The organism is Nocardia jiangsuensis, from assembly GCF_042650385.1.
Taxonomy (GTDB): Bacteria; Actinomycetota; Actinomycetes; order Mycobacteriales; family Mycobacteriaceae; genus Nocardia; species Nocardia jiangsuensis.
In genome coordinates, this window is the sequence record NZ_JBHSAX010000019.1 from 119,346 (window position 1) to 136,636 (window position 17,291).

Sequence of the window (17,291 nt, forward strand, 5' to 3'; positions counted from 1 at the left end):
ATGGTGACGGTGTCGGCGGTCAGGGTCTCGACCTCGGCGGGATGGCGGATGAGGGCGTTCACGGACACTCCTGGTGATTCGGCTCAATATAGTTAGGTGTCGAACTATATTGAGCCGAACTATAAGGCAGCGAATAGGATGGTGTCCATGGTGGAACCGGACGCGGTCGACGCGATCGAAGCGCAGTGGCGGCGGGAGCGGCCGGACCTGGACCTGGCGGCCATGGCGATCATCGGCAGGCTGAGCCGGGTGGCGGCGGTGCTCGCGCGCGAGATCGAGGTGGTCTTCACCGCGCACGGGCTGCAGCGCGGCGAGTTCGACGTGCTGGCGGCGCTGCGGCGCTGCGGCGAGCCCTTCGCGCTGAATCCCTCCGCGCTGGCCGACACGCTCATGCTCTCCAGGGCCGGGATGACCGGGCGGCTGGACCGGCTGGAGCAGGCCGGGCTGGTGCGCCGCGACGCCGACGCGGCCGATCGGCGCGCGATCAAGGTGGCGCTCACGGAGCAGGGGCGCGCGCTGGTGGACCGCGCCGTGCGCGCGCACACCGAGAACGAGACCAGGTTGCTCGCGGTGCTCCCGGCGGCGGACCGCCGGGAGCTGGACCGTATCGCGCGCGCCCTGCTGGCCGGGCTGGCGGCCGCGGACTAGGCCCGGCGCCGGACCGAGGCCTCGACCAGGTCGAGCACCGCGGACAGGTTCTCGTTGGTGTGCCCGGAGGCGATCCGGGCGATCAGCCCGTCCAGCACCAGGTCGAGGTAGCCGAGCAGCACATCGGTGGGCACGTCGTCACGCAGCGCGCCCGCCGCCTTGCGGCGCTCCAGCCGGGCCAGGGTGGCCGCGGTGAGCTCGGCCGAGCGCTGGCTCCAGCCCGCCCTGAACTCCGGGTCGGTGCGCAGCCTGCGCGCGATCTCCAGCCGGGTGCCGAGCCAGTTGAACTCCTCCGGGTGCGCGAGCATGTCCCGCATCACCTGGACGATGCCCTGGTTGGCGGCGACATCGGCCATCCGCTCGGCATCCTCCTGGGCGAGCGCGAGGAAGAGCGCGTCCTTGTCCCGGAAGTGGTGGAAGATCGCGCCGCGGGAGAGCCCGATCTCGTCCTCCAGCCGGCGCACGGTGGCGCCGTCGTAGCCGTACTCGGCGAAGCAGCGCCGTGCGCCGTCCAGGATCTGGCTGCGGCGCGCGGCGAGGTGGTCATCGCTGACCTTGGGCATGGGGCTCCTCGGGGGAAAACGGAGCGGTCCGCGCACCGCGACGCGATGCACGGACCCTCCGTGACGGAACCTGCGGGTCAGCCGCGGATCATGTTGCGCAGCACGTACTGCAGGATGCCGCCGTTGCGGTAGTAGTCCGCCTCACCGGGGGTGTCGATCCGGACGACCGCGTCGAAGGTGATCTTCTCGCCGTCCTCCTTGGTGGCGGTCACCGTCAGCGTCTTCGGGGTCTTGCCCTCGTTCAGCGCGGTGATCCCCTCGATGTCGAACACCTCGGTGCCGGTCAGCCCGAGCGACGCGGCCGACTCGCCCGCCGGGAACTGCAGCGGGATGACGCCCATGCCGATCAGGTTCGAGCGGTGGATGCGCTCGAACGACTCGGTGATCACCGCGCGCACGCCGAGCAGGCTGGTGCCCTTGGCCGCCCAGTCCCGCGAGGAGCCGGAGCCGTACTCCTTGCCGCCGAGCACGACCAGCGGGATCCCCGCGGCCTGGTAGTTCTGCGAGGCGTCGTAGATGAACGCCTGCGGGCCGCCCTCCTGGGTGAAGTCGCGGGTGTAGCCACCCGAGACGTCGTCCAGCAGCTGGTTGCGCAGCCGGATGTTGGCGAAGGTGCCGCGGATCATCACCTCGTGGTTGCCGCGCCGCGAGCCGAGCGAGTTGTAGTCCTTGCGCTCGACGCCGTGCTCGTCCAGGTACTGCGCGGCCGGGGTGCCCGGCTTGATCGGCCCGGCCGGGCTGATGTGGTCGGTGGTCACCGAGTCGCCGAGCAGCGCGAGCACGCGGGCGCCGGTGATGTCGGTGACCGGGGCCGGCTCCATCTCCATGCCGTCGAAGTACGGCGCCTTGCGCACGTAGGTCGAGTTCGGATCCCACTCGAAGGTGTCGCCCTCCGGGGTGTCCAGGTTCCGCCAGCGCTCGTCACCGTCGAAGATGGTGGCGTAGGACTTGCGGAACATGTCCTGGCTGATCGTCGACTTGATGGTGTCGTCGATCTCCTGGGCCGAGGGCCAGATGTCCTTCAGGAAGACGTCGTTGCCCTCGGTGTCCTGGCCGAGCGGGTCGGTCTCGAAGTCGAAGTCCATGGTGCCCGCGAGCGCGTAGGCGATGACCAGCGGCGGCGAGGCCAGGTAGTTCATCTTCACGTCGGGGGAGATGCGGCCCTCGAAGTTGCGGTTGCCCGAGAGCACCGCGGTGACCGAGAGGTCGTTGTCGTTGATCGCGGCGGAGATCTCCTCCGGCAGCGGCCCGGTGTTGCCGATGCAGGTGGTGCAGCCGTAGCCGCCCAGGTAGAAGCCGAGCTTCTCCAGGTAGGGCCAGAGCCCCGCCTTCTCGTAGTAGTCCGAGACCACCTGCGAGCCGGGCGCCATGTTGGTCTTCACCCACGGCTTGCTGGTCAGCCCCTTCTCCACCGCGTTGCGGGCGAGCAGGGCGGCGCCGAGCATGACCGACGGGTTCGAGGTGTTGGTGCAGGAGGTGATGCCCGCGACCACGACGGCGCCGTGGTCGAGCACGAAGTCGCCGCGCTCTTCCGAGCGCACGCTGACCGGCTTGGTCGGACGGCCGACGGCATTGCTCGCCGCGGACGGGGTCACGTCGATCGCGCCGTCGTCGGCGAAGGACAGCGTGGCCGGGTCGCTGGCCGGGAAGGACTCCTCGACCGCCTCGTCCAGCTGGGTGTGCGGGGTGTCCGCCGCGATCGCGCCCTCGGCGTCGCTGGTGTAGCTGTGGATGTCCTTGCGGAACGCCACCTTGGACTCGCTGAGCAGGATCCGGTCCTGCGGGCGCTTCGGGCCCGCGATGGACGGCACCACGGTGTTCAGGTCCAGCTCGAGGTACTCGGAGTAGGCGGGCTCGCGCTCGGCGTCGTGCCACATCCCCTGCTCCTTGGCGTACGCCTCGACAAGCGCGAGCTGCTCGTCGCTGCGGCCGGTGAGGCGCAGGTAGTTGATGGTCTCGCCGTCGATCGGGAAGATCGCGGCGGTGGAGCCGAACTCCGGGCTCATGTTGCCGAGGGTCGCGCGGTTGGCCAGCGGCACCTCGGCGACGCCCGCGCCGTAGAACTCCACGAACTTGCCGACGACGCCGTGCTTGCGCAGCATCTCGGTGACGGTGAGCACGACGTCGGTCGCGGTCACGCCGGGCTGGATCTCACCGGTCAGCTTGAAGCCGACGACGCGCGGGATCAGCATGGAGACCGGCTGGCCGAGCATGGCGGCCTCGGCCTCGATGCCGCCGACGCCCCAGCCCAGCACCCCGAGGCCGTTGACCATGGTGGTGTGCGAGTCGGTGCCGACGCAGGTGTCCGGGTAGGCCTGGCCGTTGCGGACCATGACGGTCGGGGCCAGGTACTCGATGTTCACCTGGTGCACGATGCCCATGCCGGGCGGGACGACCTTGAAGTCGTCGAAGGCGCCCTGGCCCCAGCGCAGGAACTGGTAGCGCTCGCCGTTGCGCTGGTACTCCAGGTCGACGTTGCGCTCCAGCGCGTCGGCGCGGCCGAAGACGTCCAGGATCACCGAGTGGTCGATGACCATGTCGGCGGGGGAGAGCGGGTTGACCTTGTTCGGGTCGCCGCCGAGGGTGGTGACGGCCTCGCGCATGGTGGCCAGGTCGACGATGCAGGGGACGCCGGTGAAGTCCTGCATGATCACCCGGGCCGGGGTGAACTGGATCTCGATGCTCGGGTCGGCCGACGGCTCCCACTCCGCGATCGCGCGGATGTGGTCGGCGGTGATGTTGGCGCCGTCCTCGGTGCGCAGCAGGTTCTCCGCGAGCACCTTGAGGGCGTAGGGCAGTTTCTCGGTGCCTGGCACGGCCGAGAGCCGGAAGATCTCGTAGGAGTTGCTTCCGACCTCGAGGGTGCCCTTGGCGCCGAAGGTATCGTTACTCGTCGTCACGTCAGCTCCACTCGTCTCTGAGGGTTGGTCATCGGCGGGGCTGTGCCGGTGACCGAGTCTTTCGAGGGTCTTGCGGCGTTCCGAAGGCCTCGGTACGCCGCTTTCCTCGCGGCTACGACCTTAACAGTACGCTTGTCCTATGAGACGGCCGGGTGGTTTCCGGACCACCCGGCGTGCCGCGGGAAAAGCCGGAACGGTCCGGTCGCGTACTGTGCTCTCGGGCGTGTGCCGGTCGGATGCCGGAGAACCGCTGCCACTGTAGGAACCAGGAGCCTCCGCTGTCGAGGCGACGCGAGATCGGATGGATGCGACCGTCGTGACCAACTCGGTTTTCGGCCCCATGGCCACCGGCCTGCCCGAGGGCGCCGACCTCGACGAGATCCGCGCGGACCTGGCGGACGATCACGTCGCCGCGCCGAGCGGCAGGGATCAGCGGGAGCTGGCCGATCTGGTCGCGCGGGCGCGGGCCGACGGCATCGAGCTGAGCGTGGTCGTGGTGCCGGGCAATCCGTGGCACGACTCCCAGCTGCGCGACCTGGCGACCGAGGTCGGCAAGTTCGAGCACGGGACCGTCGCGGTCTTCAGCGACGACTGGATCGGCACCGACAGCGACAGCATCAGCCGGGTCCGGCTGGAGTGGGCCGAGGACACCGCCAAGTACAAGGGTGGCGACACCGCCGAGGCGGTCGGGATCTTCGCCGATCGGCTGGAGCGGCCCGATGGCATCTCCTGGTCGGTGCTGACCGGCGTGCTCATCGCGATCACCGTGTTGCTGGTCGGCGGGCTGGCCTGGCTCAAGGCGCGCAGGCGAGCTACGGAGCATGCCGGGCCGCACTGATCCGGCCGGTGCCGACACGCCGCCACCGCCTCCGGTGGCGGCTTTTTCCGGCCTGTGGTCGTGGCGCCAGCTAACTTTCAGAACGACCAGTTCGTTTGAGGCAGAACTTCTCGACACCCATCCGGCAAATTGGTAGCAATGGCCGAATTACGTGGGTGTAGTTCGCTCGCGCAAGTACCGCCGGTTGATCCTGTGACGTACGGTTCAACGTGATGCGCCTGGGGAAATAGAGGGAGAAGGGCTTCAAAGCGACCTCGTTCCCGGCGGGTCTGCTGTTGCTTCTGAGTAGTGGTGTCCCGCTGGAGGTGCCGATGCGTAACAGTGGCAAATCGAAGAATGACCGTCCCCTACGTGTCGCTGTGGGATTGCTGATCGCCGCGGTGTTGCTGGTCGGCACCGGTCAGGCCTTCGCGGTGCCGCCCCCGCCGCCGAACCCGAGCGATCAGGACATCGCGCGGGCCGGGGCACAGGTGGACTCCGGCGTCACCGAGGTGAGCGGCCTCGTCAACGACGTCGCCGTCGCCGACGAGCGGCTGCAGGTGCTCGACGACGCCGTCGCCCGCACCCGCGAGGAGGTCAACAAGGCGCTGGTCGACCTGCAGAACGCCAGGGACGTCGCGGACACCGCCGCCGCGCACGTGACCGACACCGTGCAGTCGCTCTCCGCCGCGGGCGACCAGGTGGTCAGGGCGCGCTCGGACTTCGACGACTTCGCCACCGAGGCCTACACCCGCCCCGGCGCGACCACGATGGTCAGCTACCTCTCCGCGGCCACCCCGGACGCCGCGCTGGACCGGGCCCAGGTGCTCGACCTGGTCTCCAAGCGGCAGCAGTCGGTGCTGGACGGCCTGCGCCGCGCGCAGATCGACCAGGGCAACCGCAACTCCGAGGCACGGCAGGCCAAGTCGGTTGCCGACGCGGCCGCCGCCGACGCCGAGGTCAAGAAGGACGCGGCCCAGGACGCGGTGGCAGCGGCAGGCGCCGAACTGGACCGGCAGACCGTGCAGCGCAACGTCCTCCAGCAGGCGCGGGACGCGGCCCAGGGCAGGCTGGACGCCGCCCGCTCCACCGTCTCCGGCCTGCAGGACCAGCGCGCCGTCTGGATCGACTGGGATCGGCAGCGCAAGGCCGAGGAGGCGGCGATCAGGGCCGCCGCCGCGGCCGCCGCCGCCCGCGCCGCCGTCGACCAGGCCGCGCGCGACCGCGCCGCCACCCTGAACCAGGGCAGCAGGCCGCACACCCAGCTGGAGGCGACGCCGTCCGCGCCGAGCAAGCCGAAGAAGCCGAAGCCGTCCTCGCCGTCGGTGCACGGCTCCGGCGCCGTCGAGACCGTGGTCGACCGCGCCATGTCCCAGCTCGGCGTCACCTACGCCTGGGGCGGCGGCGACGAGGACGGCCCGACCCTCGGGATCAAGGACGGCGGCGTCGCCGACGAGCACGGCGACTACAAGAAGGTCGGCTTCGACTGCTCCGGGCTGATGCTCTACGCCTTCGCCGGTATCGGGGTGGCGCTGCCGCACTACAGTGGCTACCAGTACAACGCGGGTACCCGCGTCCCGGTCGAGCAGCGGCGCCGCGGCGACATGCTCTTCTGGGGTGCGGGCGGGAGTCAGCACGTCGCGCTCTACCTCGGCAACGGCACCATGATCGAAGCTCCGCAGTCCGGTGACGTCGTGAAGGTGTCGCCGGTTCGCACGGGCGGGATCATGCCGTACGCGGTGCGCATCGTCACCGGCTGACCGGGAGAAGTCGCACCGGTTGCGGCGGCGCGGCCCATTACCTGGAATAGTTGTGGCAGCACGCACAGGACCGAGGCGAAAGCGGGGATGTTGGTGACTTCGACGGATGGTGTGAGCGGGGCAGGACCGGCGAAGGAACCGCCCGCACCCGGAAGCACCCTGGAGCGTGACGTGCAGCTCCTCGAGAAGGCGATCTACGAGGTCAAGCGGGTCATCGTGGGTCAGGACCGGCTCGTGGAGCGGCTGCTCGTCGGCGTGCTCGCGCGCGGCCACGTGCTGCTGGAGGGCGTGCCCGGCATCGCCAAGACGCTCGCCGTCGAGACCTTCGCCACCGTGGTCGGCGGCTCCTTCTCCCGGGTGCAGTTCACCCCCGACCTGGTCCCCACCGACCTCGTCGGCACCAGGATCTACCGCCAGGGCCGCGAGGAGTTCGACACCGAACTCGGCCCGGTGGTCGCGAACTTCGTGCTCGCCGACGAGATCAACCGCGCGCCGGCCAAGGTGCAGTCGGCGCTGCTCGAGGTGATGGCCGAGCGGCACGTCTCGATCGGCGGCAAGACCTACCCGATGCCCGATCCGTTCCTGGTCATGGCGACCCAGAACCCGATCGAGAGCGAGGGCGTCTACCCGCTGCCCGAGGCGCAGCGCGACCGCTTCCTCTTCAAGGTCGTGGTGGATTACCCCACGGTCGAGGAGGAGCGCGAGATCATCTACCGGATGGGCGTCACCCCGCCCACCGCGAACCGGATCCTCGACCCCGAGGGGCTGATCCGGCTGCAGAAGCTCGCCGCCAACACCTTCGTGCACCACGCGCTGGTCGACTACGTGGTCCGGGTGATCGCCGCGACCCGCAAGCCGCTGGAGTTCGGCATGCAGGACGTCGCGAGCTGGATCGCCTACGGCGCCTCGCCGCGCGCCAGCCTCGGCATCATCGCCGCCGCCCGCTCGGTGGCGCTGATCCGCGGCCGCGACTACGTGGTCCCGCAGGACGTCGTCGAGGTGATCCCGGACGTGCTGCGGCACCGGCTGGTGCTCTCCTACGACGCGCTGGCCGACGAGGTCTCGCCGGAGGACGTGATCCGCCGGGTGCTGCAGACCGTCGGGCTGCCGCAGGTCGCCCCGCAGGCGGTCGCGGGCAGCAATGGCGCGGGCGCCCCGCCCCCGCCCGCCCAGCAGCAGCCGTACCAGCAGCAGGGTGTGCCGCCGCAGCCCGCGCCGCAGCAGCATCCGCAGGGCGCGCCGGTTCCGCAGGCCGCCGGCAACAACCAGTCGCAGTGACGGCAGCCTCCGAACCGGTTGCCCGCGTGCCGAATCCGAACCATGCCCCGCCCTCGTTCCGGGCCGGTGAACTCACCGACCCGAAGCTGACGGCGGCGCTGAAGACGCTCGAGCTCACCGTGCGGCGCCGGCTCGACGGCGTGCTGCACGGCGACCACCTCGGGCTCATCCCCGGCCCCGGCTCGGAGCCGGGGGAGGCGCGGATCTACCAGCCCGGCGACGACGTGCGCCAGATGGACTGGTCGGTCACCGCCCGCACCACCAACCCGCACGTCAGGCAGATGATCGCCGACCGCGAGCTGGAGACCTGGATCGTGGTCGACCTCTCGGCCAGCCTCGACTTCGGCACCGCGCTGTGCCAGAAGCGCGATCTCGCGATCGCCGCCGCGGCCGCCGTCACCCACCTGACCAGCGGCGGCGGCAACCGGATCGGTGCGGTCGTCGCGACGGGCGACCGGCTGGTGCGGATTCCCGCGCGCAGCGGGCGGGTGCACGCGCAGTCGCTGCTCCGCGACATCGCCACCACCCCGCACGCCGCCGACGGCGTCCGCGGCGACCTGAAGGCGGGCATCGAATCGCTGCGCAGGCCGCAGCGCAAGCGCGGCCTCGCGGTGATCATCAGCGACTTCCTCGGCGATATCGACTGGCAGCGCTCGCTGCGCGCCATCTCGGCGCGGCACGACCTGCTCGCCGTCGAGGTGCTCGACCCGCGCGACCTGACCCTGCCCGACGTCGGCGACATCGTGCTGCACGACCCGGAGACCGGGCGCACCCGCGAGTTCAGCGTCACCAGCACCCTGCGGGCCGACTACGCGGCCGCCGCGGAGCAGCACCGTACCCAGGTGGAGCAGGCGCTGCGCAGCTGCGGCGCGCCGGTGCTCCCGCTGCGTACCGACCGGGACTGGATCGCCGACGTGGTCCGGTTCGTGTCCACCCGGCGCCACAGCTTCGGCGCCCCGACCGGCGGGGTGCCTCGGCAGTGAGCATTTCCCACTTCAACGCACCGATCTGGCTCGGATTCCTCGCTGTCGTCGCGCTCATCGTGCTCGGCTACGTGCTGGTCCAGCGCGGCAGGCACAAGCAGATGCTGCGCTTCGGCAACATGGAGCTGCTGGAGCAGGTGGCGCCCGCCAGGCCGAGCCCGTTCCGGCACGCGCCGATCGCGCTCATGCTGGTCGGGCTGATCTTCCTGACCATCGCCGCGGCCGGCCCGACCAGCGTGCAGAAGGTGCCGCGGAACCGCGCCACCGTCATGCTGGTCATGGACGTCTCGCTCTCCATGGAGGCCACCGACGTGGCGCCGAGCCGGCTGCAGGTGGCGCAGAAGGCGGGCAAGGACTTCGTCGACGGGCTCCCGGAGGGGCTGAACATCGGCTTCGTGAGCTTCGCGGGTACCGCGTCGGTGATGGTCTCGCCGACGACGAACCACGAGGCGGTCAAGGCCTCGATCGACAACGTGAAGCTCGCCGAGCGCACCGCCACCGGCGAGGGCATTCTCACCGCGCTGCAGGCCATCGACACGCTCGCCTCGGTGCTCGGCGGGGCCCAGGAGCCGCCGCCCGCCCGGATCGTGCTGATGTCGGACGGCAAGCAGACCGTTCCCGACTTCAACGACCAGGACGACCCGAGGCACGAGTTCGTCGCGGCCCGGCTGGCCAAGACCAAGAACGTCCCCATCTCCACGATCTCCTTCGGCACCAAGTGGGGCGTCGTGCACATCCCGCGCCCGGAGGGCGGCACCGACGACGTGCGGGTCGAGGTGGACGACGACGCCATGCGCGAGATCGCCCGGCTCTCCGGCGGCGAGTTCTACACGGCCTCCTCGCTGCAGGAGCTGACCTCGGTCTACGACACCCTCGAGGAGCAGATCGGCTACGAGCTCACCAGGGGCGACGCCAGCCGCCCGTGGCTGCTGCTCGGCATGCTCCTCGTCGCCGCAGGCGTCCTCACCGGGCTGCTCCGCCGCCAACGACTGCCGTGATCGCGCGGCCACCGGGCCGAATCCGGTGTGCGGGTGCGGGGTCGCCGCCGTTGTGGAGTCTCACACGGCGGCGGCCGTGCGCGGATGACGGTCCGACAAACCTGGTGGCCTCGTCGTGAACGCGGGATCCGAACGGGTAGGTTGATCGGCATGTCGAACACCACATCCCGTTCGGTCCTGGTGACCGGAGGAAACCGCGGCATCGGGCTCGCGGTCGCCCAGCGTCTGCTCGCCGACGGCCACAAGGTGGCCGTGACGCATCGTGGTTCGGGGGTGCCCGACGGGTTGTTCGGGGTGAAGTGCGATGTCACCGACAGTGCGTCGGTGGATGCCGCTTTCACCGAGGTCGAGCAGCACCAGGGTGCAGTCGAGGTGCTGGTCGCGAATGCCGGTATCACCGAGGACACGCTGCTCATGCGGATGAGCGAGGAGCAGTTCACCAAGGTGCTCGACGCCAACCTGACCGGCGCCTTCCGGGTCGCCAAGCGGGCGAACCGCGCCATGCTGCGCGCTCGCTGGGGCAGGCTGATCTTCCTCGGCTCGGTCGTGGGTATGGCCGGTATGGCCGGCCAGGTGAATTACGCCGCCACCAAGGCCGGCGTCATCGGCATGGCCCGCTCGCTCACCCGCGAGCTCGGCTCGCGCTCGATCACCGCGAACGTGGTCGCGCCCGGCTTCATCGAGACCGATATGACCAACGGCCTGGACGACAAGTACCAGGAGATGGCGGTGCAGGCGATCCCGCTCGGTCGCAAGGGCAAGCCGGAGGATGTCGCCGCAGTCATCAGCTTCCTTGCCTCCGAAGACTCGGGCTATGTGTCCGGCGCCGTGATTCCGGTCGACGGCGGCCTCGGCATGGGTCACTGACCCGGCTCGCCCCCACCCCCTTCAACGAACCTCAGGAGAACCGAGAACCCATGGGCGGACTGCTCGAAGGCAAGACCATCCTGATCACCGGGATCATCACCGACGCGTCCATCGCGTTCCGCGCGGCGGCGATCGCGCAGGAGCAGGACGCCACGGTGCTGATCACCGGGATCCCGGAGCGGCTGCGGCTGATCGACCGGATCGCCAAGCGGCTGCCGAAGGAGGTCCCGCCCGCGATCGGCCTCGACATCACCAGCGAGGACGATCTGAACGCGCTGGCGGGCAAGGTGCGCGAGCTGGCCCCGCAGGGGCTCGACGGCGTGCTGCACTCCATCGCCTTCGCCCCGCGCACCCTGATGGGCCCCGGCTCCAAGCCGTTCCTGGAGGGCCCCGGCCCGGACGCGGCCAAGGCATTCGAGATCTCGGCCTGGAGCTACGCCGCGCTGGCCCGCTCGGTGCTGCCCGTCCTGAACGAGGGCGCCTCGCTGGTCGGCATGGACTTCGACCCGCGCACCGCCATGCCTTACTACAACTGGATGGGCGTGGCCAAGGCGGCGCTGGAGTCGGTGAACCGGTACGTGGCGCGCGAAGTCGGCGAGGCCAAGCGGGCCCGCTCCAACCTGGTCGCCGCCGGCCCGATCAAGACGCTGGCCGCCAAGGCCATCGCGGGCACCGCCACCGACGACGCGGCGAAGCTGAGCCAGCTCAACGAGTACTGGGACGGTGCCTCGCCGATCGGCTGGAACGTGGACGACCCGACCGCGGTGGGTAAGTCCATCGTGGCGCTGCTCTCCGACTGGCTCCCCGCCACCACCGGCTCCATCGTCTACGTCGACGGCGGCGCCAGCCACAACACCTGGTTCCCGGAGAGCTTCAACTGACCGATCCCGAGGAGGCTCCCGTGGCCGCACAGGCCGACGCACTCCTGCTGCTGTCGTTCGGCGGCCCGGAGCGCCCCGAGGACGTGATGCCGTTCCTGGAGAACGTGACCAGGGGCCGCAACGTCCCGCACGAGCGGCTGCTCGCGGTCGCCGAGCACTACCACCACTTCGGCGGGCGCTCGCCGATCAACGAGCTCAACCTGGCGATCATCGCCGCGGTGCGGGCGGAGCTCGCGGCCGCCGGGCTGGAGCTGCCGGTGTACTTCGGCAACCGGAACTGGCACCCCATGGTCGAGGACACCGTGGCGCGGATGGCGGCCGACGGGGTCCGCTCGGCGCTGGTCTTCCCGACCTCGGCGTGGGGCGGCTACTCCGGCTGCCTGCAATACCACGAGGACATCGCGCGCGCCCGCGGCGCCGTTGGCGACGCCGCGCCGCGGCTGGTCAAGCTGCGGCAGTACTTCGACCACCCGCTGCTGATCGAGGCGTTCGCGGACGCGATCCGCACCGCGCTCGCCGAGCTGCCCGCGGACCGGCGCGACCGGGCGCGGCTGGTGTTCACCGCGCACTCGGTGCCGGTCTCCGCGGACGGCACCGCGGGGCCGCCCGCGCTCGGCGGGCAGTTGTATTCGCGCCAGGTCGCCGAGGCGGCCCGGCTCTGCGCCGGGGCCGTCGGTTTCGCCGACTTCGACGTGGTGTGGCAGTCCCGCTCCGGCCCCCCGCAGATCCCGTGGCTGGAGCCGGACATCGTCGACCACCTGGACACGCTGAGCGGCAAGGGAATCGACGCCGTCGTCGTCTGCCCGGTCGGCTTCGTCTCCGACCACCTCGAGGTCATCTGGGACCTGGACAACGAGGCCGAGGAGCGGGCCCGCGAACTCGGCATGGCCTTCGCCCGCGCGGGCACCCCCGGCGCCGACCCCCGTTTCGCGAAGCTCGTCCTCGAGCTGATCGGCGAGCACCTCGACGCGGCGCCGGTCCGCAGGCTCGGCACCGTTCCCGGCTTCGGCTCCACCCCCGACGGCGCCCCCTGCGCCGTCGGCTGCTGCGCGCCACCGCGCCGCCCCGCTGCCGCCCCTTCCTGACGCGGAGACCGCGCACCCGCCGCGCCCGGATCGAGGACGCCGTTTGCGCGGTGCGCTCTCGCACGCACCGCGCCACCGGCCTTTCTCCCGGATCAGGGGGGCGGTGGGGTGGTGGTCGTGGTGGTTGCGGCCGGTGGCGGTGTGGTCGTGGAGGGCAGCGCCGCGGGGGGTGCCGGGGCCGGGGTTGTGGCCACGGGCGGTGTAGCGGGCGGGGGAGTCGTGGTTGTGGGTTCCGTCGCCGAGGTGGCCGCGGGTGCCGATGGTGTGGGTGCCGGGGTGGTGCTCGGTGGTGGCGCGATGGTGGTCGTGGTCGTGGTCGTGGCCGGGGTTGTGGTCGGCGTGACGGTCGGTGCGGGGGCGTCGGTGGTGGTGGCCGGCGCCGATTGGGTGCGCAGTCCGGAAACGGTGCAGGCGACCGCGGTGGTGGTGACGGTGAGGTTCTGCTGCACGAACTCCGCCGACGTGGAGGTGCCGTTGATCGTGCGAACCTCGACGATGGCGGGATCGCCGCTGCGCACGGTCAGATCGAGGTCGGCGACGGCGACCACGCTGGTGACGTTCTGCCCGGCCTGCGCGGGCACGGTGGTGACGGTCCGGGTGAGCATGACGTTGCGGTTGCCGCTGTCGCGCACGGTCAGCAGGTAGGTGTGGGGTGCGCCCAGGTGCGGCCAGGTGAGGGTGACACGCGGGGCCTGGGTGGTGCAGGCGAGCGAGGCGGGCGGTGGAACGTAGGCCGGGCCGGCTTCCTGCTGGCCGCGCCCGCTGCAGTCCAGTTCCTCGTTGAGCGAATTGATGCTCTGGAACACCGAGGTGCCGCGCCACGCGGTGGAGACCGCGCCGGAGGAGATCGGCGGGCTGGGCAGGACGGTGTGAATCTCGACGTCGTACTGCCAGACCACCGGATGGGAGGGCAGCCCGGCTCCGGTGATCGTGTAGGAGACGGTGTCCCCGATGTTGGCGGGCACGGTGGTCACGTCCCAGGTGCGCCAGATCCGGTGCGCGGGGTCGAGGTCGCGCAGCACGACCCGATAGCGGTACGGGCCGCCGAGGTGCCGCCAGGTGAGGTCGATCTGGTCCGGGCCGGAGAAGACGAAGCGCCGGGCGCAGGTGACGTACGTTCCGCCGGTGAACGCCTGGTTGAGGCGGGGGACGAACTCGGCGCGGGAGGAGAGCGCACCGCTGGTCGCGGCGGCGGCATCGGTGCCAGCCGGTGGCTGCGCCTGTGCCGGGGGAGCGTGGGCGAAGCCGCCCGCTCCGAGCAGGACCGCCGCGACCACCAGCGTGGTGGTCGGGTGCCTGCCGTCGACGCGCGGGGACCTGCGGCGGGGGCGGAAGGCGATGGCCAGCAGCACTCCGGTGAACGTGCCGCCGAGGAAGACCGCGGTCGGGCTCGCCAGCCAGGCGAGGGCGTAGCCGAGTTTCTCGGCGTGGAAGAAGACGCGTTCGGCGGAGGTGACGGTGTAGGTCTGGGCGTCCTCGGTTCGGTTGGCGTCGCCCTTCAGGCGCAGGGTCGCGGTATTGCCGCTGACCGCGTCGACCGCGGTCACCCGGTGGGTGATCCGCTCGCCCGCCTCGTTCGTCACCGAGACCACGTCGCCGGGTACGAGGTCGGTGGCGTTCACCGTGCGGGCCAGCGCCACCGAGCCGGTGCCGATGGCGGGCTCCATGGAGCCGGAGCGGAACAGCAGCGGCGTGACGCCGAACAGCAGTGCCGCCAGCGCCACGACCACACAGGCCAGGCCCGCGACAGCACCGGCGGCGAGCGCGATTCGCACCGGAGCGCGGGGCGGCCGGGCCGGCTCGACGCGGCTCGTGTCTGCCCCGCTGCTCATGTCTGCCCCGCCGCGGTCGCGGTGAACGCGAAGCGCACCGAGGACACGGTCTGGTTCTGCACGGAGACCGGTGCGCTGGTCAGCAGCCGGACCACCAGGCACAGCGGTTCGGTGCCGTTGCTTCCCGCGAGCGGTCGCGGCGTGCTCACCAGGGGCGTCGGCCCGCCGGGGACCAGGGTGGCCTGGGCCAGCAGGGTGCCGCTGCAGGTGCCGGTGCGCATGCCGTTGGTCGTGGCCTGGCTCGCGGTGCCGGAGGGATAGACGGCGACCTGCAGGTGGGCGGCGAGGGCGGCGGCGCCCGCCGGTGTGGCGGTCATGGTGTAGGTCAACGGAATCGTCCCCTTGTTCTGCACGGTGAGCCGGGCGGCGACGCTCTCGCCCGGCAGCATCCCGGTGAGCGCGAGCGACGGGAAGGTGAGTTCGTCGACGTCGTCGACGCGCAGGTCGAGGCTGCCGATGCTGAAGGTGCCCGAGGTGGCGGTGGCCGAATCGCTCCACGCGGCCAGGGTGCCGACGGTGCCGAGGCCGAAGACGATGCCGAGAGTGAGCAGCGCCCGCACTCGCGCGCTCGCCCAGAAGTTCCGTAGTCCGGCGCGGCGTGTCACGGGGTGCTCCGTTCCCGGCCGGCCCGCCTGCGGTCCCTGGTGTCGGTGGCGATGGCGTATATCGCGTATCCGGCGAGCAGCACGATCAGGACGGTGATGGTGTTGGTCCGCTTCGGTCCGGAGAACCAGTTGTTGAGGTAGCCCAGGTAGGGGATGGAGTACCAGACCGCGCCACGGATCTGCTCCGTGCGCACGATGCCCTCGTCGTCGACCTGGTTGGCGTCGCCGCGGGTGACGAAGCCGTACCGGCCGTCGGGGCTGCGGCGCAGCGAGACGATCCGGTGGGTCACCACGTGCGGATCACCGGAGCGCACCTGGTAGGTGATCGGGGTGCCGACCGCGAGATCCTCGGCGGGCAGCGGCCGGACCACCACCAGGGTGCCCGGCGAGTACCGGGGTTCCATCGACCCGGTGAGGATGGTGAAGCTCTGCCCGCCCACCACCAGTGGCACCAGGATGGTCACCACCAGCAACCCCACCAGGACGAACAAGAGCAGCCAGCTCGCCGTGGTGCGCACCCACCAGCCGAGGCCGGTGCGGTCGGTGGCAGGGGCGGACGCACGTTCGCTGTGTGTGGTCATGTGGAACTCGCCTGGAAGTCGAAGGTCACGGTGGTGGAGGTGGCGGCCGTGGCGGCCGCCCCGACGGTGGCCCGCAGGCACCACACCGCGGTGGCTCCCGGCGTGAGCACCGGCGCCCAGCTCGGCGGCGCGGGAACCTGGGCCCCGATCATGGCGCCGCTGTAGAGCGCGGCGCCGGCGGGCGCGGCCGAGGCGGGGCAGGCGCTCTCGCCGCCGACCAGCCACACCTGCAGGGTCAGTGGCACCGCCGCGGAGCTCTGGCGCACATTCTGCAGCCGATAGAACATGTCCACGTCGCCGGCGTTGCGGATCGTCAACGGCTTCTGGGTCACCGCTCCGGGAGAAAGGTCGGTGCCACCGAAGCCGGTCATCACGTAATCGCTCACCTGGCCGGTGGCGCTGCCCACCCGCAGGTCGAGAGTCCCGGACCGGATGACTCCGCCACCGATCCGGGATTCGGCACGCCAGAAGGCGCCGGACTGCGCGGCCGCCCCGAAGGCCAGCAATACCAGCGCCGCGGCGCCTGCCGCCCACCATCGAAGCCACCGCATGTCCGGGCCCTCTCTCATTCAGGGCGCGACGGCCGGATTGGTGTTCTGCGTCAGAGTGATCGCCACGTTGTTGAGCGTGACGCTCGCGTTCTGCGCTTCCTGATCCGGTGTAGCCGGGTCGAATGTCAACTCCGCCGCGACGGTGATCGTCGCGCCGTCGTCGGCTTCGGTGATCTGAGCGTTCGGCAGCACCGCACCGTTCCCGTCGGTGACCGTCATCTCGGTCTCGATCAACCGTGCCTGCAGGGCGGGATCACTGCCCGCGGCGAACATCTCGGAGGTGTCCGCGGCCAGGGTGGCCGTCAGATTCTCTCCGTCGGCACTGACGACGGTGGTGCACGTGTAGCTCAGGGTGTCACCGGGCACGATGCGGAAGGTCGCGATGTCGATCGGCTCCGCCGTCCCGTTGGTGTCGTCGGTCCAGCCGGACCCGCTCACCGGGGTGCACTCGCTCAACGCCAGCTCACCCGAGGTGATGGTGCCGCCACCCGACTCGGTGGAGTCCTGCCAGAAAGCCAGACTCCCCGCTCCGCCGAGCAACAGGACAACTGCTCCTCCGGCCGCGAGCGTCGCCTTTCCTCTTTTGTCCATCATGTCTCACTTTCCGAAAATCGGATGACACCGAACTTATATTCGTGTGCAAATTCGGAATTGCCCTGCGCGATGCAGGGCAAACGTACGGCAATGATTACCTTCGTCATATCCACTGGTTGATGCCCTAATGCGAAGAATATAGCGAAACATGTAACATCTGGCTATTGGCGAGCGAATAGGTATTGTGCGGGTTGTCGTGAAGAGTTGATCACCGCCGAATAAAGTATCGGACGCAATCAGCGCGTGGGCGCTACGCCGGTTCGGGGAGGGGCTCGATCTCGACGTCCGCATCGCGGAGAGTTCCGGAAATGCGACGTGGCCCCGGAGGAATTCCTCCGGGGCCACGAT

The 17,291-nt window shown here is 70.5% G+C and carries 16 protein-coding genes; 9 read left to right on the forward strand and 7 right to left on the reverse strand.

The window, feature by feature from the left end; translation table 11 throughout:
- Positions 1-147: 147 nt before the first annotated feature.
- Positions 148-648, forward strand: coding sequence for a MarR family winged helix-turn-helix transcriptional regulator (locus ACFO0B_RS23415; protein ID WP_378614713.1), 501 nt, complete (start codon positions 148-150; stop codon positions 646-648).
- Here the strand turns inward: ACFO0B_RS23415 and ACFO0B_RS23420 are convergent.
- Together ACFO0B_RS23420 and ACFO0B_RS23425 are read right to left on the reverse strand one after the other, a co-directional pair.
- Positions 645-1,211 (reverse strand): TetR/AcrR family transcriptional regulator, encoded by a 567-nt coding sequence (locus ACFO0B_RS23420; RefSeq protein WP_233017587.1) that lies wholly within the window; start codon positions 1,209-1,211, stop codon positions 645-647. The two genes, ACFO0B_RS23415 and ACFO0B_RS23420, sit on opposite strands and share 4 nt — an antisense overlap.
- 77 nt (positions 1,212-1,288) lie before the next feature.
- Positions 1,289-4,111 carry an aconitate hydratase gene (locus ACFO0B_RS23425; RefSeq protein ID WP_378614714.1) on the reverse strand — a complete coding sequence of 941 codons (2,823 nt, stop codon included), beginning with the start codon at positions 4,109-4,111 and terminating at the stop codon, positions 1,289-1,291.
- Between the two features lie 316 nt (positions 4,112-4,427).
- Between ACFO0B_RS23425 and ACFO0B_RS23430 the strand changes: the two genes are divergently transcribed.
- The 8 genes from ACFO0B_RS23430 to ACFO0B_RS23465 all read left to right on the forward strand — a co-directional run bounded on the left by ACFO0B_RS23430 (position 4,428) and on the right by ACFO0B_RS23465 (position 12,780).
- Complete coding sequence (locus ACFO0B_RS23430; RefSeq protein ID WP_378614715.1) at positions 4,428-4,949, forward strand: Rv1476 family membrane protein; 522 nt, start codon at positions 4,428-4,430, stop codon at positions 4,947-4,949.
- A gap of 359 nt (positions 4,950-5,308) precedes the next feature.
- On the forward strand, positions 5,309-6,688 hold the full coding sequence (locus ACFO0B_RS23435) for an NlpC/P60 family protein (RefSeq protein WP_378614716.1): 1,380 nt from the start codon (positions 5,309-5,311) through the stop codon (positions 6,686-6,688).
- An 87-nt stretch (positions 6,689-6,775) separates the two neighbouring features.
- The gene (locus tag ACFO0B_RS23440; protein WP_378614717.1) at positions 6,776-7,966 is read left to right on the forward strand and encodes an AAA family ATPase; all 1,191 of its coding nucleotides are present in this window, start codon (positions 6,776-6,778) and stop codon (positions 7,964-7,966) included.
- A gap of 26 nt (positions 7,967-7,992) precedes the next feature.
- Positions 7,993-8,949, forward strand: coding sequence for a DUF58 domain-containing protein (locus ACFO0B_RS23445; RefSeq protein ID WP_378614718.1), 957 nt, complete (start codon positions 7,993-7,995; stop codon positions 8,947-8,949).
- Positions 8,946-9,947 carry a VWA domain-containing protein gene (locus ACFO0B_RS23450; protein ID WP_378614719.1) on the forward strand — a complete coding sequence of 334 codons (1,002 nt, stop codon included), beginning with the start codon at positions 8,946-8,948 and terminating at the stop codon, positions 9,945-9,947. Before ACFO0B_RS23445 ends, ACFO0B_RS23450 begins: the two co-directional genes overlap by 4 nt.
- Positions 9,948-10,097: 150 nt before the next feature.
- A complete protein-coding gene (gene fabG1, locus ACFO0B_RS23455; protein ID WP_378614720.1) occupies positions 10,098-10,814 on the forward strand; it encodes a 3-oxoacyl-ACP reductase FabG1 in 717 nt (238 codons plus the stop codon).
- 50 nt (positions 10,815-10,864) lie between these two features.
- Entirely contained in the window at positions 10,865-11,695 is an 831-nt protein-coding gene (gene inhA, locus ACFO0B_RS23460) for an NADH-dependent enoyl-ACP reductase InhA (RefSeq protein WP_378614721.1), read from the forward strand.
- Positions 11,696-11,715: 20 nt separating this feature from the next.
- Complete coding sequence (locus ACFO0B_RS23465; protein ID WP_378614722.1) at positions 11,716-12,780, forward strand: ferrochelatase; 1,065 nt, start codon at positions 11,716-11,718, stop codon at positions 12,778-12,780.
- Positions 12,781-12,872: 92 nt separating this feature from the next.
- Here the strand turns inward: ACFO0B_RS23465 and ACFO0B_RS23470 are convergent, their stop codons facing one another.
- Genes ACFO0B_RS23470 through ACFO0B_RS23490 form a run of 5 tightly spaced genes read right to left on the reverse strand, consistent with a single transcriptional unit; the run spans position 12,873 to position 16,940 of the window.
- Positions 12,873-14,612, reverse strand: a complete 1,740-nt coding sequence (locus tag ACFO0B_RS23470) for a hypothetical protein (protein WP_378614723.1) — start codon at positions 14,610-14,612, stop codon at positions 12,873-12,875.
- Entirely contained in the window at positions 14,609-15,217 is a 609-nt protein-coding gene (locus ACFO0B_RS23475; protein WP_378614724.1) for a TasA family protein, read from the reverse strand. Before ACFO0B_RS23475 ends, ACFO0B_RS23470 begins: the two co-directional genes overlap by 4 nt.
- On the reverse strand, positions 15,214-15,798 hold the full coding sequence (locus tag ACFO0B_RS23480; protein WP_378614725.1) for a signal peptidase I: 585 nt from the start codon (positions 15,796-15,798) through the stop codon (positions 15,214-15,216). Before ACFO0B_RS23480 ends, ACFO0B_RS23475 begins: the two co-directional genes overlap by 4 nt.
- On the reverse strand, positions 15,795-16,349 hold the full coding sequence (locus ACFO0B_RS23485) for a hypothetical protein (protein ID WP_378614726.1): 555 nt from the start codon (positions 16,347-16,349) through the stop codon (positions 15,795-15,797). The genes ACFO0B_RS23480 and ACFO0B_RS23485 overlap by 4 nt, the downstream gene beginning before the upstream one ends.
- 18 nt (positions 16,350-16,367) lie before the next feature.
- Entirely contained in the window at positions 16,368-16,940 is a 573-nt protein-coding gene (locus tag ACFO0B_RS23490) for an alternate-type signal peptide domain-containing protein (protein ID WP_378614727.1), read from the reverse strand.
- Positions 16,941-17,291 lie beyond the last annotated feature (351 nt).